Source organism: Mesorhizobium sp. CA8, assembly GCF_020164955.1.
GTDB lineage: Bacteria > Pseudomonadota > Alphaproteobacteria > Rhizobiales > Rhizobiaceae > Mesorhizobium.
The window spans coordinates 43197-69148 of record NZ_JAIUHG010000001.1 but is presented as its reverse complement, the minus strand read 5'-3'; the positions used below and the strand labels follow the sequence as shown (position 1 = coordinate 69148).

Below are 25952 nucleotides of genomic sequence, written 5' to 3'. Positions count from 1 at the left end.
AAATCCGTCGTGGCGGTGAATCTCAGGATCGTCCACTGCTTTCGCTCACCTGTCGGCGGAATCTTCCGGCATGTGCGCGACCTGACCGAGGCGCAGGTCGCCGCCGGCCATGCGGTGGGAATCGTCTGCGACTCGACCACCGGCGGCGACTATGAGGAGCGGCTGTTCGAGGCGATGAAGGACAGCCTCGCGCTCGGCATCCATCGCACGCCGATGCAGCGCCATGTCGGGCCGGGCGACCTCGCCTCGGCCTGGCGCACCTATCGAATCATCAAGGAATTGCGGCCGGACGTGCTGCACGGGCACGGCGCCAAGGGTGGCGCCTATGCCCGGCTGTTCGGCTCACTGTTGCGGGTATCAAGGTTTAGCGTTGCCCGCCTCTATTCGCCGCATGGCGGCTCTCTCCACTATGACGAAACGACGGCGACGGGGAAGGTGTTCTTCGGTCTGGAGCGCTTCATGGCGCGCTTCACCGACTGCCTGCTGTTCGTTTCCGACTATGAGCGCAACACCTATCGCCGCAAGGTCGGCGAACCGCCCATACCCAACGCGCTTGTTTATAACGGCCTGCGCGCCGCCGAATTCGAACCGGTGGCGACGGCGGCGAACGCCGCCGATTTTCTATATATCGGCATGATGCGCGATCTGAAAGGTCCGGATATCTTCATCGATGCTCTGGCTTTGGCCGGCAGCGCGTTGGGCCGTTCGTTGAGCGCCGTGATGGTCGGCGACGGCGACGACCTGCCGCGCTACCATGCGCAAGTGGAGCGGCTCGGCCTGAAGAGCCACGTCCGATTCCTGCCGCCCATGCCGGCGAGACAAGCTTTTGCTCTGGCCGGGCTGGTTGTCGTGCCATCCCGCGCGGAGGCGATGCCCTATATCGTGCTCGAAGCTTTGGCCGCCGGCATGCCGATGATCGCGACTGCGGTCGGCGGCATTCCGGAAATCTTCGGCGAAGACTCCCCTGCCCTTATCCGGCCGGATGCCTCGCAGCTTGCGGGCAAAATGGAAACAGTGTTCGGCGACCGCGACGCGTACCGGAAGGCCATGCCGCAGACAGACGAACTCAAAAGCCGGTTCGGAGCCGATGTGATGGCGGCCGAGATCGAGAAGGCCTATTTCGCCGCGCTGAAAAAGTAGGTACGCGGCTGGTCCGACCACTCCAAAACCACCGGTTGTGTCAAGGCTTTCTTAGCTCTCTTTTGCTATGCAGTTCCGCGAAGCTCGCGGACAGTTCCCATGAATGAGATCGACCCCGCGCACCGCTTTTCCATGGATGCGGTGCGCAACTACGATGCTCCCGCCGATGGCGAAAAGCCTGGCGGCATCAACGATGTGGCGCGCCAGGTCGCCTCGCAGTACCGGCGCGATACCATGTCGCCGATCATGGTCAGCGGCGTGCTGCGCATGGTCGAGTTCGCGGTGCTCTTCCTGTCGGGGCTCGGCGCCTATTTCTATTATGTCGGCTTCTTCAGCTACCTGGCCTGGCAATATCCACTGGCTATCGCGGCGACGTCGTTCCTGGCCGTGGTGCTGCTCGACGTCACCGACAGCTACCAGATCGCGGCGCTGATGCGCCCCCTCGCCAATTTCGGCCGGGTACTGCTTGTATGGGCCGGCAGCTTCGCGCTGATGGCGCTCACCGCGTTCGCCATCAAGGCGTCGGAAGACTATTCGCGCCTGCTGTTCGGCACCTGGTTCGTGGTCGGCTTCGTGCTGATCTTCGGCCTGAGGCTCGTGATGTCCAGCCTCATCCGGCGCTGGGCGCGCGACGGCCGCATGGAGCGCCGCGCTCTTATCGTTGGCGGCGGCAAGGCGGCCGAGCAGCTGATCCGCTCGGTCGAAAAGCAGCCTTACAACGACATCCGCATCTGCGGCATCTTCGACGACCGCAACGACAAGCGCTCGCCGCCGATCGTCGCCGGCTATCCGAAGCTGGGCACGATCTCCGAGCTCATCGAATTCGCCCGCATCGCGCGCATCGACATGCTGATCGTGTCGCTGCCGCTGACCGCCGAATCGCGCGTCCTGCAGCTTCTGAAGAAGCTCTGGGTGCTGCCGGTCGACATCCGGCTCTCGGCGCACTCGAACGCGCTGCAGTTCAGGCCCCGCGCCTATTCCTATATCGGCTCGGTGCCGATGCTCGACATCTTCGACAAGCCGATCAACGACTGGGATTCGGTCGCCAAGCGCGCCTTCGACATCGTCTTCTCGCTCGTCGGCATCATCCTGTTTTCGCCGGTGATGCTCGCCACCGCGATCGCCATCAAGCTCGACAGCAAGGGTCCCGTGCTGTTCAAGCAGAAGCGGCACGGCTTCAACAACGAGATCATCGAGGTCTACAAGTTCCGCTCGATGTTTACCGACCGGTCCGATCCGACCGCCAAGCAGACGGTGACCAAGAACGATCCGCGCGTCACCCGCGTCGGCCGCTTCATCCGCAAGACCTCGATCGACGAGCTGCCGCAGTTCTTCAACTCGCTGTTCGGTTCGCTGTCGCTGGTCGGGCCGCGCCCGCATGCCATCGCCGCGCAGTCGCATAACCTGCTCTACAACGAAGTGGTCGACGGTTATTTCGCGCGCCACAAGGTCAAGCCCGGCGTCACCGGCTGGGCCCAGATCAACGGCTGGCGCGGCGAGATGGACACCAACGAAAAGATCCGCATGCGCACCGAATACGACCTCTATTACATCGAGAACTGGTCGATGCTGTTCGATCTGCGCATCCTGTTCCTGACGCCGATCCGCCTGCTCAACACGGAAAACGCCTATTGAGCGCCGTCGCCCATGAGTTGCAGCCGCGGGCGGTCAACCAGTTGCAGCCGCAGGCGGTCAACCAGTTGCAGCCGCAGGCTGTCAACAAATTGCAGCCGCAGGCGGTCAACGCGAAGTTGATTTCGCTGATCGCCTCGGCGGCGATCGGCATCGGCATCCTGCTCTCCGGCTTCGTCATCAGCGAGCCTGCGCCTTACGAGATCTACATGGCCGGGCTGATCGCGGTCTGGGCGCTGTTCGGGCTTCGGATCTCGCGCGCGATCGTGCCCTTGCTGGTGCTTCTGGTGGCGATGAACATCGGCGGCATCATCGCCATGACGCAGATGGCGGACCTCGCCAACACGCCGCTCTATCTCGCCGTCTCGCTGTTTTTGGCCTTCAGCGCGGTGTTCTTCGCTTCGGTGACCTCGGTCCAGCCGAGCCTCTATCGGCTGGTCTTCATCGCCTATGTCGTATCGGCGGTGGCGACGTCGCTGCTCGGCATCGCCGGCTACTTCCATGCCTTTCCGGGCGCGGAAATGTTCACCAAATACGACCGCGCCGCCGGCGCCTTCCAGGACCCGAACGTGTTCGGCCCATTCCTGGTGCTGCCCGGCACCTACCTGCTCTACCTGCTGCTCACCGGCCCGGTGTCGCGGATGCCGCTTCTGGCCGTGCCGCTGCTCATCATCAGCGCCGGCATCTTCTTCTCCTTCTCGCGCGGCGCCTGGGGTATGTTCGCCGTGTCGGCGGTGCTGCTCACCGCGTGCCTCTTCCTGCAGAGCGCCAGCGGCAAATTCCGGCTGCGCGTGGTGGTGATGACGATCGCGGCCATGGCGCTACTGGTCATCGCCTTCATCGTCATCCTGCAGTTGCCCGGCGTGTCGGACATGTTCGCGCAGCGCGCGCAACTCGAGCAGAGCTATGACTCGGCCCGGCTCGGCCGCTTCGCCCGCTATTCGATTGGCTTTCAACTGGCGATGGAGCATCCGTTCGGCATCGGCCCGCTGGTCTTCGGCACGATCTATGGCGAGGACACGCACGACATCTGGCTGAAGGCGCTGATGGATTATGGCTGGCTCGGCTTCGTCTCGTTCCTGATGCTGACGCTATGGACGATCGGGGCCGGCTTCCGCATCCTTCTGCGCGACCGGCCGTGGCAGCCCTATCTGCTTTGCGCCTATGTCGCCTATCTCGGCAATATCGGGCTCGGCACCTTCATCGATATCGACCACTGGCGCCATCTCTACCTGCTGCTCGGCCTGGTGTGGGGGGCGATCGCGCTGGAGTACCGGCACCAACGCGAATTGCGGTTGGTAAGGCCGATCGCCGTGCTGGCAATTTCAGCGGCAAGATAGCCGCCGAATGGCTCGCGTTTCCGGATCGACACCGCACCCTCAATGATATTGCAGCCGGCAATATCGGCTGATATTTCTTTTTCCCGGGGGAAATCGAAATGAGCGGCTGGGTTATATTCTGGTTGGCAATAGTTGCCTTCGTCACGCTCACTTGGGCAAATACTCGGGGCGATGCTCGATGGCCTGGCTTCGCCTGGTTTGAGGGGATCATTGCTCCGAAGCTCGGTGACTCCGCCCACGGTTTCTACAAAATCCTCCTCGTGGCAGTAATCATCGTCGCGGGGATCTTCATAACTGGTTATGCCAAGTTTGATGAGATCAAGGACCTAGCGGGATTCGGCGATTTCGTCGGAGGGGTTATCAACCCTATCCTGACGTTCTTCACTTTTGTCGGCCTGCTGGTGACCATCATCCTCCAGCAGAATGCCAACCGGGAAGCGAGGTCAGAGGCTGCAAAGGCAGAGCAGGCTTTTGAGAAACAGCTTTCATCGCAGAAGCGCGAGAGCTTCGAATCGACTTTTTTCCAGATGCTTACCTTGCACAATACCATCGTCAATTCGATGGACATCCAGCGCCGGGAGGATAAAGACCTTAAAGGTCGCGACTGCTTTAAGTTCTTCGCTACAACCCTCAGAGGCAAATATGTGGCGTTTGACAATGAAAACGGCACACCTCAGGAACGTATCCAGCGCGCCTACGGTCGATTCTGGGAAGATAGACAGCAGGACCTAGGTCACTATTTTCGCTATCTGTTCAATGTCGTAAAGTTCATCGACAACGCTCAGCCAAACGACTTGCGTTATATGAAGCTGCTCCGGGCTCAGCTTTCGGACTATGAATTGGTGATACTCTTTTACAATTCCGTGGCGGATATCGGCAAGAAATTCCGGCCGTACATTGAGAAGTATGCGCTGTTCGACAACCTTCCAAGGCGACTGCTTTTCGATACCGATCACTACTCGCTTCTCAACGCGTCGGCTTATGGCGATCCGGATGACAATGTGGCTTGAAAAGGGGAGCGATCGCACCGGAGTACCGGCACCAACGCGAATTGCGGTTGGTAAGGCCGGCATCCCCCTTGCGATTTCACCTGCGCGATAGACACCGAATTCGGTTGACCCGCACGGGGTTATCACGATACATCGCCACCCGGTCCGGAGTGTAGCGCAGCCCGGTAGCGCACTTGACTGGGGGTCAAGGGGTCGTCGGTTCGAATCCGGCCACTCCGACCAACAAAATCAAAGGCTTAGTCATTTCCCCCAGAGGTGGCTATAAAATTGCAGCCAGATTATAGCCAATCCGCGACTTAGACACCGACTCGAAACTCCTGGCCGCAAACTTCGCAAACATACCTGCGTGAGTTGGCGGGGTCGTCATCCTGAACGGCTTCTAGATTCGACGCCTTGTTCCTTAGAATGCGGCACGCGGGGCATTTTGCATCGCCCGCCACAACCGGCTCGTAAGCGCGCCACCGCTCATTGATAAAACTGACATGTTGGTGACGCTCCGCAATCTGGTTCGCAAAACTCGCAAGCGCACCGTGTGGCGGCAGTGTCGAAGTCATCATTTTCGGCGTCCTTTCCGATGAGGGCGGAGCTTTTGAGCGCCGCTCCGAAATCATCATAAGGGCACGCCGCCGAAAAATTGTGCGCGCGACCGGATAGTGAAAACCTGCCGAAGCGGGGCTTTTGAAATCAGCGGCAGACCAGCCCGCAACGCCCCTGATACCAAAGTGGGCATTCCGCGCAACGCGCACTGCCAGGCTCATTAGCGGTGCCGGTGATCATAAGCGGGGTGCGCTCTTATGCGTTATGTGGCGTCATAGTGGTCGTCAGCTTATGAGCGATAGTCGGCGGTAGCTTTTTTGTCGCTATCCTGCCTTTTTCCATGGCGAGGGTGGCAGGATAGGAATTCCGGCCAGCCGTCTTTGGAACGCGCACATAGAAACAAAAACCTTGTGGGAAACTCCCGCCTATGCGGGCGGAGTCTCTCAGTTTTCAGTACATTGGAGAGTGCTGGATGGGGTTTGCGACGTCATCTGGCAAATGACTACAGTCGCAAACCCCGCCTTCCAGTACGGAGCGACACCCGCGGCGAGGAGGCAGTTACCGCTGCCTCCTCGTTCCCGTCTTAAGTGGGTGTAACCATTTTGGTGACATGTTGCGTTTTTCGCAACCACCCAATTTTTAAATCACAAATTTTTGGCAGGGTACTTTTGAACCCTTTGAGTATTGCGACGACGAAAGGCACGTCGATCGCAACGGGAATGTAAGCGACAGATCTGCGACAACGCTCAAGGATTGACATTCCTTCCCTCTCACGGGCAGTTTGCCGCGGCGAGAAAAATGGGGGTGGATATGGCGGTTCTTCTGTCTGGATTGGGTCACAAGTCGGTATCTGATACGCAACCTGGCGAGCTTTATCGGATGCCTCTTCGTGGGGGAAATGCAACCTGCATCACGTTGGAAATCCGGGAAGGCGGGCAATTTCTTGTAGGAATACTGCAGTCTCCAGCCGTAGACCGGCCATCATACCTCATCACGGATGGTAAAATTCCGTGTGCCTCATATGGCGCAGACTGGCTGATTGAACCTGTCTACGGCGCCGAAAGCTTCCCATCGAACGGCTACGCCGAACGCACGGAGCGCACCTTGTATTTGGCATCGGATAGGGCGCTGTTGCGGTTCGATCGACCACAGAATCCTAATTCGTTCGACTACGTTTTCGGCAACCTCCTCGCTGGCGGCTGCGGAGACCGTACCGAAAATGATGTCCCAGTAAGCCACTGGCGCATCTGGGCTTCAGAAGCCGATCGCATCCGGCCGGGTGCAAAGCCGGTTGTCGAGTTTGGGGCGCCCGAAAAGCCGGTCTGACCCTCAACCGCTCGTCCATGACGTTACACTCCTTCCAAGGCACATTGCTCTCCTTGCAAAGGGCCAAAAGTGTACCCCCATCTATCCGGAATGAACTGTCGCCCATCTCTCGGGAAGGGCATCCTTGAAATCCCCCGCGAAGGCGGCACGAACATGCCAGGCGAGCTTATTCCGCCGCTTAAGCTCCGTGCGCCGCCAACATCCGCCGCGCGCTTTCCTCATCGGTGATCAATATGGTCGGCGCGATCAGGTTCATGGCGCCGAGCAGCGCCTCGGTCTTCTCCGCGCCGCCGGAGGTGAGGATGCGGATCGGCGCCTTGCGCAGGCGATCGACATCGACCGACATCACATGGCTGTTGACGGGGTGGTCGACCAAGTCGCCATTGCGGTCGTAGAAATGGAACAGAAGGTCGCCGACGGCGCCGCGCGCAAGCAGCGCCTCGCGGTCCGCTTCCTTGAGGAAGCCGCCGCGCGAGAAGGTGGTGGCTGAAGCGATGCCGCCGACGCTGAGCAGCACGGCATCCAGCGCGTCGGCCATCTCGAATATCTCCTGCAGGCCGCAGCGTTCGACCAGCGCGATCTTGGTCTCGACGCTGTCGACGACGGCCGGCGTCGGCATCAGATAGCCGTCGCCCTGGAAGATCTGGGCAAAGCGCCAGGCGAATTCCGCCGGATTGACCCGCCGCGCGACGCCGACGCCGCCAAGCAGCGAGATCACACTGAAATCGGTGAGCGATTTGGCGCTGATGAAGGGCAAGGTGTTGAACAACGTCACGCCCCAACCGACGCCGACCCGCATGCCGGATTTCATCGCGTCGGACAGGAACATGCCGGTCTTGGCGGCGATCGCCGGGATCGGGTCGGCATTGGGATCGGTGAGCGGCGCCACCAGCGCCTGCTGTAGTCCGAAGGTCCGTTCGAGCGCGCGCTCCAGCCGCACGATCTCCAAAAGCTCGCTCTCGATGGTGATCTTCACCTCGTTGCGCGCCCTTGCCTCGGCCAGCATGCGCACGATGGTGACGCGGCCAACGCCGAGCACATCGGCGATCTCGTTTTGCGTCATCTGTTCGACGAAATACATCCAGGCGGCGCGGATCCTGAGGCGGTCGGTCCGGCTTTCGCTGACGACCTGCTCGGATGCCTCGGCCGCCGCCCTGCCGTTTTCTGGTTCACCCTGCCGTCGCCTGCCCAAGTTCCCCTCCAACCCGGCGATGGCACCGCCTCGCCGATTCTGCATGCTGGTTAAATACCGTCTATTGATCTACCAATCGAGACGAACAATCTAGAGAGGGCGACTGGCGCCCAAGCCGTGAGCGGCTTCAGGATTTCGAGGCGATTGGCGATGCTGCGACAAATCTCCGAGGATGTCCGCGCCAACCTGAAGGACCGGCTTCGGGAACTGCGCGACGCGATCCGCCAAAGCCGCCACGACAGCGCCGGCGAAACCCCGCGCGACATCACCGCGAATTTGCCACCCTTTCCGGGCCGCAGCCTGCTCGGCCATGCCGCGAGCGCCGTCGACGAGGCGCTGACGATCGCAGAATCCTTCGTTCCGCATTTCCGGCCGCTCAAGGTCGACGGCACGACCGTGAAAAGCCTGCGGGCCTATTTCCCGCACGGCGACGAAGACCGGCAGATCAGCGGCGAGCGTCAGTTCAGGCGTGATATGTATTATCTGACCCGCGCGGTTCTCGCCGGCTACGGCATCGACAATCCCCGCGTTCACGAGGCGAGTTTTTCGGCAGTGCATGTCGCGATGCGCAAGCGCCACGCGGATCTTCTGGCCGGCGCGACCGCGGAAACGGCCTCCACGGACCAGGTCGCCGCGGCCTGCGCGGCTCTCCTCGTCGAATGCCTCAACCACCGTCCGGTTCAGTCCGGCGAGACCGGGACAGGCCCGGCGATAGCCGGCGACCGGTCTCTCGACATCAGGTGCCTCGCGCCCGTGGTGCTTGCCTGCGGACTGGCAACCAAGGCGGACGGCGCCACGCCCGAACCCGACATTCTCGAGATCGCAGTGCTGGCGGCCCAAGTGCGGGAGGATCGCATCCGGCAGGCCTGCGTCCAGGCCAATGCCGTCCAGGAACTGACACCGGTACTCGCCACCCTGCTCGCGCATCTGACGTAACCGCCGCGAGGGATCCGCTATCGCTCGGCCGCCATGGCCGCAATCGTCTTCTTGGCGCGCTGGATCGAGGCCGGGCTCATGCTGAGCTCGGTCAGGCCCATCCCGATGAAGGTCGGGATCAGGTCCGGACGGCCGGCAGCCTCGCCGCACATGCCCACCATGATGCCGGCGGCGACACCGGCCTTGGCCGTCAGCTCGATCGCCGACATCACCGCCGGATTGGTGACGTCATTAAGCTTGGCAACGGTCGGATTGAGACGGTCGGCGGCCATGATGTACTGGGTCAGGTCGTTGGTGCCGATCGAAAAGAACCCCACCTCCTTCGCCAATGCGGGCGCGATCAGCACGGCGGCGGGCGTCTCGATCATCACGCCGAGGTCGAAGCTCGCATGCCGCACGCCTTCGGCGTTCAGTTCACCTGCGCACTCGTCGACCAGCGCACGCGTGCGCCTGACCTCGCCAATCTCCGAGACCATCGGCAGCATCACCTTGATGTTGCCATGGACGGCGGCCCTGAGCAGCGCCCGCAACTGGCGCTTGAAGATGTCGGGACGGTCCAGGCACATGCGGATGCCGCGCCAGCCGAGGAACGGGTTTTCTTCGGCCGGGAACTCGATGCCCGCGATCGGCTTGTCGCCGCCGATGTCGAGCGTGCGCACGATGACCGGATGCGGCGCGAAGGCCCTGGCCAGCGCGCTGTAGGTCTCGGCCTGCATCTCTTCCGACGGCAGATGCATGTGGCGCATGAAGAGCAGCTCGGTGCGGAACAGGCCGACGCCCATGGCGCCTGCTTCCTGCGCCGCCTCGATCTCCTCCAGCGAGCCGATGTTGGCCGCGACCTCGATCACCGTGCCGTCGGCGCGGGTCGGGGTCACGTTCTTGAACACTTTTAGCCCGGCGCGCTCCTGCGCCGCTGCCTCGAGACGCCGGGTAAAGTCTGCGCGCGCGGTCTCGTCCGGATCGACGATCACATGCCCGGCATTGCCGTCGATCGCCACCTCCCTAGCGGTGCGCAGTTCGTTGATCTTGTCGCCGAGACCCAGCACGGCCGGGATGCCGTGCGAGCGGGCGATGATGGCGATGTGCGAGGTGGCGCCGCCATGGCCGCAGACCACGCCGCCGATGCGCTTCAGCGGCGCGCGCGCCAGATCCCAGGCGCCGATGTCGTCGGCAATGAGGATCGCACCTTGCGGTATGGTTTCCAGGCTGACTTCGTCCTGGCCGAGCAGCGCCAGGCAGATCTGCCGGCCGACGGCATGGACGTCGTCGGCCCGGGCGTTGAGATAAGGGTCGTCGACCGCGCTGAAATCGGCGGCGATGGTGGCCGCGGCCGCGATGACCGCCGAGACCGCATCGTCACCGCCTTTGATCAGCCTTTCGACCTCGCCGGTCAGGCTGTCGTCGGCGGCGATGTCGCGCAGGGCCGCGACGATGCCACGGTCGCCGGCGGAGAGATTGCTCTCGGCAAGCGTGCGGTCCATGCGGGACTGGACGCTGGCGACAGCACCGCGGAAGCGCTTGAGCTCGTCTTCGATCTCATCGGCCTGCAGGCGCCTGCCCGGCCCCTCGATCTCCGGCGGGAAATGGGCAAAGGCCGGCCCGATCGCCACGCCCTCGCTTGCGGCGACGCCCTGGAGCTTGGGTGTCCCATCCGTGGGCGCGGCAGCCGGCGTTGCCTTCGGGGCAGGCGCGGCTGCTTCCGAGCCCTCATCACCCCCGTCGTTCTCGTCGTCGAGGCCGGCGCGCGGGTTCTCAAGATAGCCGATCAGCGCCTCGATCGCCTCGATCGCGTCGGCGCCGTTGGCGCGCACGGTGACTTCCTGGTTCTCCTTGACAGCCAGGAGCATCAGCTTGACCGAGCTCTTGGCGCTAACCGCCTTGCCGTCCTTGACCAGCTCGACATCGGATTCGAAACCCTTGGCGAGTTTCACGAACCGCGTGGCGGGACGGGCGTGCAAACCTTCGTGCACTCTGACGATAGTCGAGCGTTCCATGGCAATACTCTAGGTTTGGGCGCCGTCGACAGACAGCGCGGATATTATCAGGCGGCGATGGTGATGACAGCGCCTGGCGTCAGCGCCGCCACGAGCGCCCCGCTATCGACCTCGGATGCGCAAACCTCGCCCGGCCGTTCGGCCTCGGATGCTCCGTTGAAGGAGATCACGACATGACCCATTTCGCGGACCTTGCTCCAGGCCGTGGAGCCGACCGCCGTTATCGTCGCCGAAATCGGTCCGAGCGTGATCGAGGCGCCCGTCGCCGGCGCATCGTCGCTTGGGCCTTCTTCCGTCTTATGCAGCACGGAAACTTCCGCCAGTTCGGGAGGCGAGCCATCCGCGAAAAGGATGACCACGCCGCCCTCGGCGAGGTCCGCCACTTCGGGTCCTATTGCTGTGACCCGTGTCTTGAGAAGAACCGACATATGGCGAACCTCGTTGTTACGCGTTTTTAGAACACGATCAGGGAGACGATCCATGCGATCAGCACGGAGACCGGGCCCATGATCTGGCGGCTGATGAGCACCGCCGGGACGCCGATTTCGATCGTCTTCGGCTTGGCCTCACCGAGCGCCAGACCGACGGGAACGAAGTCGCAGCCCACCTGCGTGTTGTAGGCAAACAGCGCCGGCAGGGCCATTGCGGGCGAGATGGTGCCGTTGGCGATCTGCGGGCCGATGATGGCGACGCCGATGACCTGGGCGATGACGGCGCCCGGCCCCAGGATGGGCGACAGGAACGGCAGGCCGCAGATGGCCGAGATAACCAGCAGGCCGACGATGTTGTTGGCTAAAGGTCCCATCGGCTGCGCCAGTACGTCGCCGATGCCGGTATAGAGGATCAGGCCGATCAGCATGGTCACGAAGGCCATGAAGGGCAGCACATTGCGGACGACCTGATCGATGGTGCGGCGGCCGGAATTGAAGAAGATGCCGACCACACGGCCCATGACGCGGCCGATCGAGCTGATCAGGCCGATAAGCCCGCCTTCGCTCGGCAGCGGCTCGGTCGCCCTGGCAGTTGTGTTGTTGCTTGAACTCATCGATGCTGCCCCCCCCGCAGTGGTGACCGCTTCGGATCCGTCCGCCATTGTGACGTTGGCCGGCTTCACGCCCGAAACGTAGATGTCTTCCGTGATGAACTGGGCGAGCGGACCCGCCTGGCCGACCGGCGTCAGGTTGACGGTCGGGATACGCTTGCGCGGATAGACGCCGCAGCGGGCGGTGCCGCCGCAGTCGACGACGACGACCGCCATCTCGCTTTCGATCGGCGGCGACTTGAAGCCGTCGACGGCTTGGGCGCCGGTCATGTCGGCGATGAGCTGCGCCACCGGATGAATGCCGCCGCCGGTTACCGACACGACCTTGTTGCGCTGTTCGGTCGGCTCGATGACCAGAGGCCCGCCCCAACCGGTGGAGCCCTTCGAGATCTTTACTGCCTTGTATGTCTTGGCCATGGTGTCCTCCCGCCCTTAGAGCTCGACGCCCTGGCGGCGTGCCATGATGGCCGTGATGCGCTCGGTCAGGATGCCCTTGAGCAGGATGACGACGAGGCCGACGATGGCGTACCAGATCGCCACCTTGACGTGATAGCCATTGGAGATGACGCCCCGCTTCTCAAGGTCGAGCAGCGCGACCAGCATGCCGCCCCAGACGAAATATTCGCCGGGATTGATGTGCGGGAACAGACCGAGCGGCGGATGCACGTAGGACACTGCCGCATCGTAGAAGGCAGGCTTGTGCTTTTCTTCCAGGAAAGAGCCGAAGGTGTAGGCCATCGGGTTGGTGAGGAAGAACACCGACAGGACCGGCAGCACCGTATAGCGGGTCAGGGCGATGCGGCCGGCGCCGCGCGCCAGGCCGTGGACGCGCTCTTCGCCGACCAGTTCGGTGACGGCATAGAATGCGGTCATCAGCACGACCAGGGTCGGGATGATGCCGGTGACGAAGCCGGCGAACACTTCGCCGCCCTTCTGGAAGATGCCGATGAAATACTTGCCGATCGCAGTCAGCCAGCCGAGCTGCTCTTCCTGCTGCACGTTCTTGAGCTGTTCCTTGAGCTGATCGGCGGTGACCGGCGCATTGTCGGTCGTCGCCTGCGCCAGGACCACGAGATGATCGGTGGCGTGCTCGACGCCGAGCTTGCCGTGCCAGGCAGCATCCGAGACCATGGTGCCTGCGACATGCAGGTTATGCACCGCCAGGTCGGCATGCTGCGCCAATAGTGCAATTACAGACATTTCTCCTCCTTATGACCCCTGCCGGTCATTCCCAGCCGGCTGCCGGCGTCCGTTAAGCCCTTGCTACGTTCAAGCCGGACAGGCCCGGCTTCTTCCCCGGCTCCGACCGCGCGCGGTCGATCTGCTCGATCGCCCGTTTCACGGCCTCGGCCACACCGGGTTCCCCCTCCCCCATGATCGCAGGGTTGGACCGGAGTCGATCGAGGGGGATGCCCTCGAATTCTTCATGTCGCTTGAACTTGGTCAGCACCGAGCGGCCGCTCATGACCATCATGCGACGCACGATGAGGTCCGGCGTCACGACAATCAGCGCAATCGTGCCCTTGGCCAGCCGTCCGCGGAAATTACCAGCGCCGACGAAGCCGTCCTTGAACTCTCCGGTGACACCTTTGAAGACGTCCGAATAATGCCGCATCTGCAGCCAGACACCGAGCGATTGCAGCGCCCAGACAACAAACAGCAGAAGCAGCGCCCACTGCCAGATCGCCATTTCGGTTTCCTCCCGATTCTCTTCCTCCGGCACATATTGGACGGAGGCGAGATGACCCGAAAGTGAGAACATTTGTTTCCTAGAATGTCAACATGTATTATATTAGCCACCGTAACGCTCCACAGGCGGCTGATCGATTTCGGCATCGGCAGCGCCTGTGCTAGCCTGTCGTCAAACGGGATTAGAGACATGGATCTGCCTTTCAGGCACGAACTCGCGCTTATGCCGGACCTTCGTCACCGGCTGCGGCAGCTGCGCTGGTTCCGCGCCACCTTCCGCAGCAGCGCAAAGGTGGTGTCGGAAACCTTCGGCGTTCGTTTCGAGATCGACGAGGCCAAGCTGACGCGCGCCTTTCTCGACTGGATCGAAGTCATGGAAGCGCAGAAGCGATTCGCGGCGATAGACCGCGCCGACTTCATCGTCTTCGCCGCCGGGCTGGTTCTGCGTGAGCTGATCCGGCAGGCGCCGGCGCGGGAGGTCTCAGGACTCACCGAAATGATCGAGACCGAAGCCAATGCCGGCACGGCGGAAATCGTGCGCTTCTGGCCGGAGGGTTTTCTCTATACCAACTATTGCGTGTCGGCGATCCTGGCCGTGCACGAACAGGAGTTCGGCACGGCGCCCAGCATCGACAAATGCGCCGACGACCTGCGCACATGGTGGTCCTACCGCGAGAACGCAACGGAAATGCCCGCCTACGCCGTGGCCTTCCTCGACCGGTTCCTCGGCGCCGAGCCCAACTGGATCACGCCGGACCGCGCGCAGTCGCGCCAGGCCATGCAGCGCGCGCTTGGATCCTCGCCGGTCAGCGAGGCGCTGCGCCAGCTTTGATGCGTTGGGGACCTAACCGCCTCACTATTGTACATCTGACTTTTTACCGATAGCGATGTGCAACATTGTTATCGAAGCCGGGAGAGGCGCGTGGCGCGATCCAGACTGATGATTTTCGATTGTGACGGCGTTCTCGTCGACAGCGAGCCGCTCGCCGCCAAAGCCTATGAGCGCGTCTACGAAAAACACGGCATGCCCGGCGTCCATGGCGGCATCATCGCGCAATGCATCGGCATGAAGCAGTCCGACATCATCGTCAAAATCAAGGAACTGACGGGACATCAGTTCCCGCCCACCGCCGATGGTGAAATCTGGGCCGAGACCAAGCTGCTCTTTTCCGAGGAGTTGAAGCCGACACCGGGGATCGTGCCATTTCTGAGCGCGCTTGCCGGAAACCGCTGCGTCGCCTCGTCATCCTCGGTCGAGCGCATCAACCACAGCCTGTCGGTGACCGGACTGTCACGCTTCTTCGACGAGGCGATCTTTTCCTCTTCCATGGTGAAGAACGGTAAGCCGGCGCCTGACATCTTCCTCTACGCCGCCGAGAAGATGGGTGCGAAACCGGCCGAGTGCATTGTGGTCGAGGATTCGCCGTTCGGCGTCCAGGGGGCGGTGGTGGCCGGCATGATCGCGATCGGCTATACCGGCGGCGGGCATACCTATCCCGAGCACGGCGCGCGGCTGAAGGCTGCCGGTGCCGATTTCGTCTGCGCCGACTGGCACGAAGTCAGCCGGCAGCTGGCGGGGCTTGGCGTCCCGGCCTGAGCTAACTGTTGTTGGAGCATGATCTTCTCCGAAAACCGGTTCCCGCGTTTTGCATTCGCTGGCCTTCGGTTCGGGATCATGCTCTAGCGGAGACTGGGGAAGCGACGCCGGGTCCAGTCGCCGGGCGGGACCAATCCCCCCACGCGGAAGTTGAAGGACAGGACCCTCGTCGCATCGGCGTCGACCTCGCAGCGGAAGCTCAGATCGTACCATTGGGTTGTGGTGCTGAAGGCGGCCTGTGGAGGATTAAGAACATTGCCCTGCTTCAGGGGAATGGTCGGCAGCCATTTCGGCGAGTAGTCGGCACTTTGCAATTCCTGGTTCAGGACGTTGGCGCAAAGATTGGCAATGCGCTGATCGCGCGGCACGTTCTCCATTGAGCTTGTGGCCAGCGCGTTGCCGGTTGCACCCGGCGAGTAGAGCTTTCTCACGCCCGGCAGGCCGGAATAGATCGGCGATCCCGCGACCTCGCTGTCGGCGAGGCTTGACCTTCCCGGGGCTCCGCTTGGCGCTCTCAAAGCTCTTGCGGATTTGAACTTCATCGTCTTGGAAGGCTTAGGCTTTGCCTTTTCGGCCGGCGCAGGCTTGTCGCCGGCATCGGCCGTCAATGGCCTTGGCGCTTCGGCAGCTTGCTTTTCGGCGGGTTGCGGAGCAGCTTCCTGCTTTTCCGGCTGCTGTTTATCGGTGTCCTCGGTCGCCTGCTTCTCCTCGGTTTGCGCGGGTTTTTCCTCCGGCGTGGCGGTTGCCGGCTTCTCTTGAGCCTTATTGGTGTCCGCCTGCTGCGCTGGCGTCACAGGCGGAGCGGGCTGGCTGGGCGCGGGCTGCGATGCGACAGGCGGCTTCGCGGGTTCATCCTTGGCCGGCGACGGCGCGTTGGCTGGCGCGCTGCCGCCGTCGAGGGATTTCTGCGGGCCGGTATCCTTCTCGCCATATTGGAAAACGCGCTTCAGAACCGGGATGTCCTGCGGTTTCGGCGGCTGCGGCGGCGGAGGCTTTTGCACAGCCTGCTCAGGCGGCTTTTCAACCTTCTTTTCAGGCGTCGGCTGCGGCGGCTTTGGAGCGGGCTTCGGCTTGGGTTGATCGGGCGGCGGCACGATCGCGACGTTGACCGGCTGTTCCTGCTGGTCCGGCAGTTGGTCGGGCCTCGGCAAGCCGAAGAACAAGAACGCCGCGATCAAGGCATGCAGGAATAGCGATGCGGCCAGGGCCCACCGCCAATTCCGAAACCATTCCCGCACCTTGCAGTTCATTGCGCCCGATGTGGAACGAAATGACGGCGGCTTCAAGCGCCAGCCGGGATTTGCGCTAGCTGCCGGCCTGACAAGTCGGTGATCGGAGGGCCGGTGGTGTAAGAGCAAGCCGGATCAAGGCCCTGCAGGGATTGGCTTACACCAGCATGCCCATCGGGTTTTCGATCAAGCGCTTGAAGGCGCCGAGCAGTTCCGCGCCGAGCGCGCCGTCGACGGCGCGGTGATCGGTCGACAAGGTCACCGACATCACGGTGGCTATTCTGATCTCGCCCTTTTTCACCACCGCCCGCTCCTCGCCGGCGCCGACCGCCAAAATCGTCGCATGCGGCGGGTTGATGACGGCGGCGAAGTCCTTGATGCCGAACATGCCGAGATTGGACACCGCCGTCGTGCCGCCCTGATATTCTTCCGGCTTCAGCTTGCGGCTCCTGGCGCGGCTTGCCAGGTCTTTCATCTCGTTGGAGAGGACCGACAGCGTCTTTTCATCCGCATGCCGAATGATCGGCGTGATCAGGCCGCCGGGGATCGACACGGCGACGCCGACATCGGCGTGCTTGTGCTTGACCATGGCGTTCTCCGTCCAGGAGGTGTTCGCATCCGGCACCGCCATCAGCGCCATGGCCATGGCCTTGATCACCATGTCGTTGACCGAGAGCTTGTAGGCCGGAACCTCGCCCTTGTCGGTCTTTCTCATCGGTGCGGCGGCATTCAACTGCGTGCGCAACGCCAAGAGCGCATCGAGCTCGCAGTCCAGCGTCAAATAGAAATGCGGGATGGTGGACTTCGCCTCGACCAGGCGGCGCGCGATGGTCTTGCGCATATTGTCGTGCGGCACGAGCTCGTAGGAGCCTTCGGCGAACAGCTTCAGCACCTGGTCGTCCGACATCGGCTTGGGTGCAGGCGCCGGAGCGGACGGGATTTCGACCGGAATCTCGGCGGCTGGCTGACCAGGGGTGGCCGCGCCTTTCGAGGCGACTGCGGCTTCGACGTCGGCGCGCACGACGCGGCCGCGCGGACCGCTGCCTTGTATTTCGGCTATCCTAAGACCGGCTTCGCGAGCCAAGCGGCGCGCCAGCGGCGTTGCGCGCTCGCCCTGCGATTGGCCCCTCGTGGGGGAGATGCCCGGCAGGGCAGAGGGGAGCGCGAAGGAACGAGACGTTGGCGGGACAGCGCCCCCATCTGTCGGCTTGGCCGACATCTCCCCCACAGGCGGGGAGAGTGGCGCCCTGTTCTGCGGCGTCGTTCCTGATTCATAGACTTCGTCGTCTGCATAGATCCATGCCACCGGTTCACCGACCGGAATGTCGACGCGCTCCTTGCCGGTGACGTTGCGCAGCGTGCCGCTGGCCGGCGCGTCGATCTCCATCGCCGCTTTGTCGGTCTCGATCTCGAAGAGCACGTCGCCTTTCTTGACGCGAGCGCCTTCCTCGGCGAACCAGCGCGATATCTGCCCGGTCGCCATGTCCATGTCGACCTTGGGAAGAATGACTTCGGTCGGCATCGCTCAGCGAACCCCTTTCACGAGGTCGCGCGCGGCGGTGATGATGTCGGGAACCTGCGGCACCGTCGCCTTCTCCAGATCCGGATTGTAGGGGATCGGCGTCTCGGCGCCGCCAAGACGCACGATCGGCGCATCGAGATAGTCGAACGCCTCGCTTTCGGCGACCATGGCGCTCACTTCCGCGCCGATGCCGAGCGTCTTCACCGCTTCGTAGACGCAGAGCAACCGCGATGTCTTCTTCACGCTGTCGATGACGGTCTGCCTGTCAATCGGGCGGATCGTGCGCAGGTCGACCACCTCGATGTCGATGCCCTCGCCTTCCAGCGCAGCGGCGGCGTCGAGCGCCTTCTGCACCATGATCGATGTGGCGACGATGGTGAGGTCGCGGCCTTCGCGGCGGATTTCGGCCTTGCCGATTGGTACGGTGTAGTGGCCCTCGGGCACATGGCCCTTCATCTTGTAGAGCAGCTTGTGCTCGAAGATCATGACCGGGTCCGGATCGGCGACCGCGGCAAGCAGCATGCCCTTGGCATCGTGCGGCGTCGCGGGCTGAATGACCTTGAGGCCAGGCACATGGCCGAGCCAGGCCTCTAAGCTCTGGCTGTGCTGCGCGGCGGCACCCGTGCCGGAGCCGGCGGGAAAACGCATCACCACCGGCACCGAAACCTCGCCGCCGAGCATGAAGCGCATCTTGGCCGCCTGGTTGACGATCTGCTCCATGCCAAGCGTGGCGAAATCCGAGAACTGGAATTCGAAGATCGGCCGCATGCCGGTGACGGCCGCGCCCACCGCGACGCCAGCGCCGCCCAGTTCGGAGATGGGCGTGTCGATCACCCGATCGGTGCCGTAGCGTTCGACCAGATCGCCGGTCACCTGGAAGGCGCCGCCATAGACGCCGATGTCCTCGCCCATCAGGAAGACGCGCTCGTCCATATCCATGGCGATTGCCATGGCTTCCTGGATCGCCTGGGCGTAGCTCAGTTCACGCAGCGCGGCGTCCATCACGCTTGCTCCGTGTAAACATAGTTCTGAAGGGTGGCGATCTCCGGCGCCGGGCTCGCCTTGGCGAATTCGATGCCGTCGGCGATCTCCTTGGCGACCGCGTCGCGGATCGCCTGGATGCCCTGGTCGTCGATGAAGCCGAAATCGCGGAGTTCCGTTTCGAAGAGCGTGATCGGATCGCGGTTCGCCATCCAATCCTCGATCTCTTCCTTGGTGCGGTAGCGGTTGCGGTCGCTCTTGGAATGGCCGCGATGACGGTAGGTCTTGGATTCGATCAGCGTCGGCCCCTCGCCCGCGCGCGCGCGCTCGACCGCCTTGAAGGACGCCTCGGCGACCTCGGAGAAGATGTTGCCGTTGACGATGATGCCCGGCATCGAATAGGCGGCCGCGCGCTCTGCGATGTTCTTCACCGCGGTCGAGCGCGCCGTCGAGGTCGACATGCCGTAGCCGTTGTTCTCGCACACGAAGATCACCGGCAGCTTCCAGATCGCCGCCATGTTCAGCGCCTCGTGGAAAGCGCCTTCATTGTTGGCGCCATCGCCAAAGAAGGAGACCACGACCTTGCCGGTCTTCATCATCTTGGACGAGAGCGCGGCACCCACCGCGATCGGAATGCCACCGGCAACGATGCCGTTGGCGCCGAGATTGCCCTTGGCGACATCGGCGATATGCATGGAGCCGCCGCGGCCCTTGCAATAGCCCGTGGTCTTGCCGAAAAACTCCGCGAACATCCGGCTGACCTCGGCGCCCTTGGCGATGCAATGGCCATGGCCGCGATGCGTCGAGGTGATCTGATCATCCGCGGCGAGCGGCATGCAGATGCCCATGGCGCTGGCTTCCTGGCCGATGGACAGGTGCATCGTGCCGTGGATGAGGCCGCGCGTGTAGCACTCTTCCGCGCCCTCTTCGAAGCGGCGGATCAGGTACATCTTGTGAAGCACCTCCCTGAGCTGCTCCGGACTGTACTGGCGATAGACGAAAGGCAGGTTGGCCCGGCTATCCACGACAGCGGCTTTGCTGGCTCCGGCCATGATCAGGCCTCCACGGCGCCGTAAACGAGCTTGTCCTGGCGGGCACGCAGCTCGGCGATCTTCGAGCCCCGCGCGGGCGCCGCGTTGGCATAGGTGATGAGCTCGCCCTTCTTGATGGGCGCAGTCACAGAGCCGCCCTGCAGCAGGCCGCAAGGGACAGCGCGTGCCGCATGAGCTTCCGGCGCCGTCATGATCCAGGCGCGGTAGCAATATTCGCCGATGGCATCGAGCTTGTCGCCGGGCTTCAGATCCTTCTTGGCGACGGCGCAGACCTCGGCCACGGGCTTGGCCAGCGGCACCATGTCGGCCTTACCGTAGAGCACGACACGGGCGCAGGTCAGCGGCACTTCGAGCGAGGTCAGGTGATAGGGGCGATGGAAGGTGAAATACGGGCCCTTGCCCATCTTCAGGTCTTCCATGCGTTCCGAAATGCGCGGATGCGACATGTCGGCGACGACGAAGACGCCCGGCGCCACGCCCTTGCCGATCGAATAGTCGACGACGCCGACCTTCGACAGCACGCCGCCATCCTTCTCGGGCACCAGCACCTTCGACAATTCGCCCAGCGTCGCGGACGGGCCGTGCATGCCCGGCTTGTCGGGGACCAGCCCGGTCGCGTTGGCGATCGCCGCCATCTCGACCATGGTCTTCGAACCATCGACGAATTCGACCAGCATGCGCACATTCATATGCCGGCGCTTCGCCTCCTCCTCATAGTCCGGAGGCGTGGCATCGATGTTGAGCGGGTTGTTCTTGCCCTTGCCGGCGGCAACGATCGGATGGCCCATGGCGGAGACGAACTCGATCAGCTCCATGCAGGAAGACGGCTCGTCGCCGGCGCCCAGCGAATAGGTCACGCCGAGGCGGTCGGCTTCGCTCTTGAGATATGCGCCGATGGTGACGTCGGCCTCGACATTCATCATCACCAGGTGCTTGCCGTGCTCCATGGCACGCAGGCCGATCTCGGCGCCGACCGCCGGAACGCCGGTCGCGTCGATGACGACGTCGATGAGGTCGTTGCCGATAATCAGGCTGGAATCGCTGGTAACGGCGATCTTGCCCGCCTCCATGGCCGACGTCATCGCCGAGGCATTGGAGACCTCGCGCGCATGGCCGGTTTCCTGGAAAGCGATATCGACGGCCTTGCTGGCCGCGGGAAGGTTCAATTCGGAGATGGCACCGATCTCGATGCCGGACATATGGGCGACGCGGGTGACGATGTCGGTGCCCATTTCCCCGGAGCCGATCAGGCCGATGCGGATAGGCTTGCCGGAGTTGGCTCGTTCCTCGAGATCGCGGGCAAGGCCCGTCAACGAAATATTGGACGCCATACCGTGTATTCCTCCCAATTGCATGCTGTTCGGTTGCTTGACCGGTATTGAACATATGTATTTCTGTCAAGACTAATGTCCAGCAATTGGTCATTAGTCGACGCTTTTGGAATGAGCGGGTTGCATGACGAAACCCCTCGAGAGCGACCGCCCTGTGCCGAGCCAAACGCGAGTGCTCGCGGCCGGCTGCCGGTCAAAGCCGCGCGGCAGTCGTTTGCGGACCGCTAAAAAGATATCTAGGCGGGAAATGTTACTGGCAAACGTCGACCCATACGGCGCCGACCAGATCGGCCATGCGCTGCGGCGTGATGCGCACCGCGGCATTGGTGGCGCCGGCGGCGGGAACGACTTCGTCGAAAGACTTGAGTGATAGGTCGCAATAGATCGGCAGCGGCGCCGGCAGGCCGAACGGGCAGACGCCGCCCGGCGGATGGCCGGTGACGGCCAGCACCTCCTCGCCGCCGAGCATGCGCGGCTTGCCGCCCATCCTGTCCTTGAATTTGCGATTGTCGAGCCGGGCGACGCCGCTGGTCACGACCAGCATCGTCTCCTCACCGATGCGCAGGCAGATCGTCTTGGCGATCTGCGCCGGCGTCACACCATGCGCCTCCGCCGCCAGCGCGACAGTCGCCGAGCTTGCCTGGGTGACGATGACTTCCAAGTCCGGTGCGTGCTCGGCAAAGAAGGCGCGAACCGATTCCAAGCTCATGTGAATTCCTCGTCAGGCCTGTCTAGTGTCTCTTTGTTTTTACGCAATTCCGGACGGAAAACCGCTCACACTCCTTCCGGATTGCGCGATCAGCAGCGGTGGCGAATCGCATGATGCAGCCGATCTTGGCAAGAGCCAGCGCCTGCGCTGTGCAGGCACTAAAAAGCCCGCCGGGCGAAATCCCGGCGGGCTCTTCGATGGGCGCTTTTCGCGTCTCTATTGCTGGGTGGGCCGGTTCTCTTCGGCCGGCACTCTAATCAATTCCTCTTCCGGCATCTGCAGCGCCGAAGCGATGCGCCGGAGCTTGGCGGGGTCGGCGTCCTTGCCGTCCTCAATATCGATGATCTCGCCCACGGCGAGGCCGCAGGTCAAAGAGAGTTCCTCGATCGTATATCCCCTCGTTTCGCGAGCGGCTTTCAACGGGTTGAGGCCGGACGCGGCAATAATGTTATTCGAAACAGCGTTTCGTGCGGTGTTGGGCATGGCAACTCCTTGGGATGAAACAGGGTCTGATGAAATGGTGTTGCCTGAGACGGGCGCGAGAATGCTCGTTAACAAATGATTTGCCAAGAGCACCGATGCGGCGTCACGCCATCGTGAAGCGGCGTTTAGGCCGTGCCTCAGGCTTTGCACAATGTAAGGTCGCGCGGCGTTCAATCAAGTTCTTTTGAAGGTCCGAGACCGGATTTGCCGGCAATTGTCGACGTCCCGATTCGTTCGCTTTTCCGTCACCGGCAGCCGACAGACGGCGCCGGAAGTTCTCGGAAGGACCCGATGCCATGAATTTGAAATCATTCGCAATTGTGCTTGGCACAATCTCAAGCGTCATCGGCGCGACGCAAGCATGGGCGGCGGATGCCGCACGTATTCGAGGCACTGTCGTCAGCCTTGTCGGATCGACGCTGACGGTGAAGGACCGTGACGACAAGACCGATGCGATCACGCTTGCCGACGGCTGGAAGATTTCGGGTGTCGCCAAGGCATCGGCAGCCGATATCAAGCAGGGTGATTTTCTCGGCATCGCCTCGATATCCAAGGCCGACGGCGGCATCGGCGCGCTGGAAGTCGTGATCTTTCCCGCCGCTCTGAAGGGTACGGGTGAAGGCGACCGCGACTGGGATTTGCAGCCCAACAGCCGGATGACCAACGGCACGGTCGCCGACGTCACCGAGATCGAGGGCCGCACGGTCACGCTCACCTATGACAACGGCCAGAAGAAGCAGATCGCGATCCCGCAGACCACACCGATCGTGACATTCGCCAGCGCCACGCCGGCGGATCTCACGCCGGGCGTCGCGGTGTTTGTCAACGCCGAGCGCGGTCGCGACGGCAGGCTCGTCGCCAATCGCGTCGTGGTCGGAAATCACGGTGTCGCGCCGCCTATGTGAGGCCAAGCGGCCGCACCCTCGGATTCGAAAGATCGCGCAATCTTCACCCCTCAGGGCGGGCGCGGCGCAAGAGGCCCTCTCAGAAACAGTCCAGAAACAAAAATCTACATTTGGGAAAAATTGTCGAAAAAAACCAGGAGGATAGTCTTTTTCGCGAGGCATAGGTCACCGATTTGCTTCGGTGGATCTCGGAACGCCCGCGTAAAAAGGAAACGAAGTCATGAAGAAGTCCCTCCTCTCCGCGCTCGGGCTGGCTCTGGCTCTGGCGTTCACCATGCCGATCCTCGGCGCCACCAGCGCCGACGCGGCTACGATGAAGAAACACCATCACTATCGTCATCACCACAGGCATCATCACCGCCATCACCGCCATCACCGCCATCACTACCATCGTCACCACACGAAGATGGCTCCGAAGAAGTACTGATCCTTCGCTTTTTGCCGATGGGAAGGCAGGCCTTCGCCGCCAAAGCGGACCGGCCTTCCCATCGGATCTTCCCCTTAAGCGCCGATCATGTCGAACCGCGCTTCGGAATGTAGGTGATGACGCCTGCGCTGATCTGCCGGCCAGAGACCGCTAGTGCCAGCGGTGGCTTGACACTTCGCCATCCGGCCCTCGTTGCCGCTTCGCCCTGAAGCTCTGCTATCTGCCAAACCCCACCGCCCTGACGCGCTCTATAAAGAACGATGTTATGGCGGAAGATCGTGGACCGCGGTTCGTGACGCTGACCGACAAGCTGGCGGCCGAGTGAGCCGCTTCTATGCTATGGCGCTGAAGGTCGATCCGAAGAGCCGGCTCAAGCTTGCGAACTGATCGCCTGTAGCCATGTGGCATGGAAATGGCGGCTGTCGAGACGGCCGCCATTTCTGTTTCAAATCCCGCCGATCGATCAGCGCCGGCTGATCAAAAGGCCGGCAAGCAGCCCGGCCACGACGAGGCCAACGGCGGCAGCCGTCGCCGGATGGTCGCGCGCCGTACGCTCGATCGCCCTGCCCCTGCGCCTTATTGCCGGCAACGCCTCTTGGAGGCGTTCGGCAAGTTGCGAATAATAGTCGGACGCCGCCTCGCGGCTATCCTCGTAATAGGCGTCTCCGCGCCTGGCCAAAACTTTCTTGAGATCGTGCAATTGCCGCGAAAGCGCCGCGACCTGCTTGTCGATATCAACGTCGGAGAGGTCCGAGAACGATGCCATGCCTGTTGTCCTTCTCTTCGAGAAGGCCTAACGCACGGACGGCGAGCCAGTTCCTGCGGGCCGACCGCGCGGCGTCAAGTCGATGACGACCCGTTCAACGAACCTGGTCGAGCAGGCGCTTGCATTCCAGAAGATCGAACAGCGCCTCCTGCAGCAAGGCGCGATTGTCACGCGACAATTTCGAAGAGTCGGGTTGAACCGGACCTTCGTCGTCGCTCTTGCCGAGGCCGAAGAAACGGCGGCTGGGCTTCACCTTCGGCTGGCCGACCAGCGCGTCGTCGTCGCCGCGCGGCTGCGCGGCCGCAGTCAGCGGCACCTGCTCGGCCTGGCGGCGCTGGGCGATCGCCTCCACGGCGGCCATGTCGCCACTGCCGATCGCGACCAGAAAATGGTTGCCGTTCTCGCGCAACAGCTTCTGCACGCCTTTGATCGTATAGCCCTGATCGTAGAGCATATGCCTAATGCCCTTGATCAGCTCGACGTCTTGCGGCCGGTAGTAGCGCCGGCCGCCACCGCGCTTCATCGGCTTGATCTGGGTGAAGCGCGTCTCCCAGAAACGCAGCACGTGCTGCGGCAGATCGAGGTCTTCCGCGACTTCGCTGATGGTGCGGAAAGCATCGGGGCTCTTGTCCATGGGCCAATCCTCCACACTGGACCACGATCCGGGCATGATGCCGAATCGCGCCTTATTTCAGCGATTTATGGAACGATATTCAAGCCCGGCTTCAAAACCGCCGGCAGTTTTCAACCGTATTCGCCAGCAAATTATTTGCCGCCCTTACCCTTGCTGTTCTGGTGCGAACGCAGGATCCGGTTCTTGAGCACATTCGACGATTTGAACGTCATCACCCGGCGCGGCAGGATGGGTACTTCCTCGCCCGTCTTGGGGTTGCGGCCGATACGCTCGTTCTTGGAACGGACGTGGAAGGTGGCGAAGGAAGACAGCTTCACCGTCTCGCCGCGGACGATGGCTTCGCAGATCTCATCCAGGACGGCCTCGACGAGCTCCGCCGATTCAGTTCGCGACAAGCCGACCTTCCGGTAAACGGCCTCAGCTAGGTCGGCACGCGTAAGTGTCTTTCCCCCCATGCGACCGTCCCATCTGCTCGCAA

The 25952-nt window shown here is 62.5% G+C and carries 26 protein-coding genes and 1 tRNA gene; 11 read left to right on the top strand and 16 right to left on the bottom strand.

What is annotated here, in order from left to right; genetic code table 11:
- Positions 1-9: 9 nt before the first annotated feature.
- The 6 genes from LB553_RS00370 to LB553_RS00345 all read left to right on the top strand — a co-directional run bounded on the left by LB553_RS00370 (position 10) and on the right by LB553_RS00345 (position 6985).
- Entirely contained in the window at positions 10-1140 is a 1131-nt protein-coding gene (locus LB553_RS00370; protein ID WP_224509284.1) for a glycosyltransferase, read from the top strand.
- A 99-nt stretch (positions 1141-1239) separates the two neighbouring features.
- A complete protein-coding gene (locus LB553_RS00365) occupies positions 1240-2775 on the top strand; it encodes an undecaprenyl-phosphate glucose phosphotransferase (protein ID WP_224509281.1) in 1536 nt (511 codons plus the stop codon).
- Positions 2776-2816: 41 nt separating this feature from the next.
- Entirely contained in the window at positions 2817-4112 is a 1296-nt protein-coding gene (locus LB553_RS00360) for an O-antigen ligase family protein (RefSeq protein WP_412033171.1), read from the top strand.
- 98 nt (positions 4113-4210) lie between these two features.
- Entirely contained in the window at positions 4211-5122 is a 912-nt protein-coding gene (locus LB553_RS00355; RefSeq protein ID WP_224509278.1) for a putative phage abortive infection protein, read from the top strand.
- Between the two features lie 145 nt (positions 5123-5267).
- A tRNA-Pro gene (locus LB553_RS00350) sits at positions 5268-5344 on the top strand.
- A 1125-nt stretch (positions 5345-6469) separates the two neighbouring features.
- Positions 6470-6985, top strand: a complete 516-nt coding sequence (locus LB553_RS00345; protein WP_224509275.1) for a hypothetical protein — start codon at positions 6470-6472, stop codon at positions 6983-6985.
- Between the two features lie 178 nt (positions 6986-7163).
- On the opposite strand, the gene LB553_RS00340 is transcribed toward LB553_RS00345, so the two are convergent.
- A complete protein-coding gene (locus LB553_RS00340; RefSeq protein ID WP_224509272.1) occupies positions 7164-8177 on the bottom strand; it encodes a sugar-binding transcriptional regulator in 1014 nt (337 codons plus the stop codon).
- Between the two features lie 150 nt (positions 8178-8327).
- On the opposite strand from LB553_RS00340, the gene LB553_RS00335 reads away from it, so the two are divergent.
- Complete coding sequence (locus tag LB553_RS00335) at positions 8328-9113, top strand: hypothetical protein (RefSeq protein ID WP_224509270.1); 786 nt, start codon at positions 8328-8330, stop codon at positions 9111-9113.
- 17 nt (positions 9114-9130) lie between these two features.
- Here the strand turns inward: LB553_RS00335 and ptsP are convergent, their stop codons facing one another.
- From ptsP to LB553_RS00310, 5 genes are read right to left on the bottom strand one after another with little or no spacing between them, the layout of a single operon-like run.
- Entirely contained in the window at positions 9131-11107 is a 1977-nt protein-coding gene (ptsP, locus tag LB553_RS00330) for a phosphoenolpyruvate--protein phosphotransferase (RefSeq protein WP_224509268.1), read from the bottom strand.
- 47 nt (positions 11108-11154) lie between these two features.
- Positions 11155-11535, bottom strand: coding sequence for a PTS glucitol/sorbitol transporter subunit IIA (locus LB553_RS00325; protein ID WP_224509266.1), 381 nt, complete (start codon positions 11533-11535; stop codon positions 11155-11157).
- Between the two features lie 26 nt (positions 11536-11561).
- Positions 11562-12566, bottom strand: coding sequence for a PTS glucitol/sorbitol transporter subunit IIB (locus tag LB553_RS00320; protein WP_224509264.1), 1005 nt, complete (start codon positions 12564-12566; stop codon positions 11562-11564).
- Positions 12567-12581: 15 nt separating this feature from the next.
- Complete coding sequence (locus LB553_RS00315; RefSeq protein WP_224509262.1) at positions 12582-13349, bottom strand: PTS glucitol/sorbitol transporter subunit IIC; 768 nt, start codon at positions 13347-13349, stop codon at positions 12582-12584.
- 52 nt (positions 13350-13401) lie between these two features.
- Positions 13402-13839: a transcriptional regulator GutM gene (locus LB553_RS00310; protein ID WP_224509260.1), complete on the bottom strand. Its 438-nt coding sequence runs from the start codon at positions 13837-13839 to the stop codon at positions 13402-13404.
- Positions 13840-14028: 189 nt separating this feature from the next.
- On the opposite strand from LB553_RS00310, the gene LB553_RS00305 reads away from it, so the two are divergent.
- Together LB553_RS00305 and LB553_RS00300 are read left to right on the top strand one after the other, a co-directional pair.
- Complete coding sequence (locus LB553_RS00305) at positions 14029-14670, top strand: hypothetical protein (protein ID WP_224509259.1); 642 nt, start codon at positions 14029-14031, stop codon at positions 14668-14670.
- Between the two features lie 90 nt (positions 14671-14760).
- Positions 14761-15435, top strand: coding sequence for an HAD family hydrolase (locus LB553_RS00300; protein ID WP_224509256.1), 675 nt, complete (start codon positions 14761-14763; stop codon positions 15433-15435).
- Positions 15436-15518: 83 nt separating this feature from the next.
- On the opposite strand, the gene LB553_RS00295 is transcribed toward LB553_RS00300, so the two are convergent.
- The 7 genes from LB553_RS00295 to LB553_RS00265 form a co-directional block, all read right to left on the bottom strand.
- On the bottom strand, positions 15519-16685 hold the full coding sequence (locus LB553_RS00295; RefSeq protein WP_224509253.1) for a DUF930 domain-containing protein: 1167 nt from the start codon (positions 16683-16685) through the stop codon (positions 15519-15521).
- Between the two features lie 136 nt (positions 16686-16821).
- Positions 16822-18186: a pyruvate dehydrogenase complex dihydrolipoamide acetyltransferase gene (locus LB553_RS00290; protein ID WP_224509250.1), complete on the bottom strand. Its 1365-nt coding sequence runs from the start codon at positions 18184-18186 to the stop codon at positions 16822-16824.
- Between the two features lie 3 nt (positions 18187-18189).
- Positions 18190-19188 (bottom strand): alpha-ketoacid dehydrogenase subunit beta, encoded by a 999-nt coding sequence (locus LB553_RS00285; protein WP_224509247.1) that lies wholly within the window; start codon positions 19186-19188, stop codon positions 18190-18192.
- Positions 19188-20219, bottom strand: a complete 1032-nt coding sequence (locus LB553_RS00280) for a thiamine pyrophosphate-dependent dehydrogenase E1 component subunit alpha (RefSeq protein ID WP_224509244.1) — start codon at positions 20217-20219, stop codon at positions 19188-19190. Before LB553_RS00280 ends, LB553_RS00285 begins: the two co-directional genes overlap by 1 nt.
- A 2-nt stretch (positions 20220-20221) precedes the next feature.
- Positions 20222-21550 carry an NAD(P)H-dependent oxidoreductase gene (locus tag LB553_RS00275; RefSeq protein WP_224509240.1) on the bottom strand — a complete coding sequence of 443 codons (1329 nt, stop codon included), beginning with the start codon at positions 21548-21550 and terminating at the stop codon, positions 20222-20224.
- Between the two features lie 250 nt (positions 21551-21800).
- Entirely contained in the window at positions 21801-22259 is a 459-nt protein-coding gene (locus LB553_RS00270) for a YbaK/EbsC family protein (RefSeq protein ID WP_224509236.1), read from the bottom strand.
- A gap of 216 nt (positions 22260-22475) precedes the next feature.
- Positions 22476-22742, bottom strand: coding sequence for a helix-turn-helix domain-containing protein (locus LB553_RS00265; RefSeq protein ID WP_224509233.1), 267 nt, complete (start codon positions 22740-22742; stop codon positions 22476-22478).
- Positions 22743-23038: 296 nt separating this feature from the next.
- Between LB553_RS00265 and LB553_RS00260 the strand changes: the two genes are divergently transcribed.
- Positions 23039-23647 carry a hypothetical protein gene (locus LB553_RS00260; protein ID WP_224509231.1) on the top strand — a complete coding sequence of 203 codons (609 nt, stop codon included), beginning with the start codon at positions 23039-23041 and terminating at the stop codon, positions 23645-23647.
- Between the two features lie 220 nt (positions 23648-23867).
- Entirely contained in the window at positions 23868-24074 is a 207-nt protein-coding gene (locus LB553_RS00255; protein ID WP_224509228.1) for a hypothetical protein, read from the top strand.
- Positions 24075-24537: 463 nt separating this feature from the next.
- Here LB553_RS00255 and LB553_RS00250 read toward each other — a convergent pair whose 3' ends face one another.
- From LB553_RS00250 to LB553_RS00240, 3 genes are all read right to left on the bottom strand, one after another.
- Complete coding sequence (locus LB553_RS00250) at positions 24538-24840, bottom strand: hypothetical protein (protein ID WP_224509224.1); 303 nt, start codon at positions 24838-24840, stop codon at positions 24538-24540.
- A 94-nt stretch (positions 24841-24934) separates the two neighbouring features.
- Positions 24935-25474, bottom strand: coding sequence for a MerR family transcriptional regulator (locus tag LB553_RS00245; RefSeq protein WP_224509221.1), 540 nt, complete (start codon positions 25472-25474; stop codon positions 24935-24937).
- A gap of 131 nt (positions 25475-25605) precedes the next feature.
- Positions 25606-25929, bottom strand: a complete 324-nt coding sequence (locus tag LB553_RS00240) for an integration host factor subunit alpha (RefSeq protein WP_040983242.1) — start codon at positions 25927-25929, stop codon at positions 25606-25608.
- Positions 25930-25952: the final 23 nt, after the last annotated feature.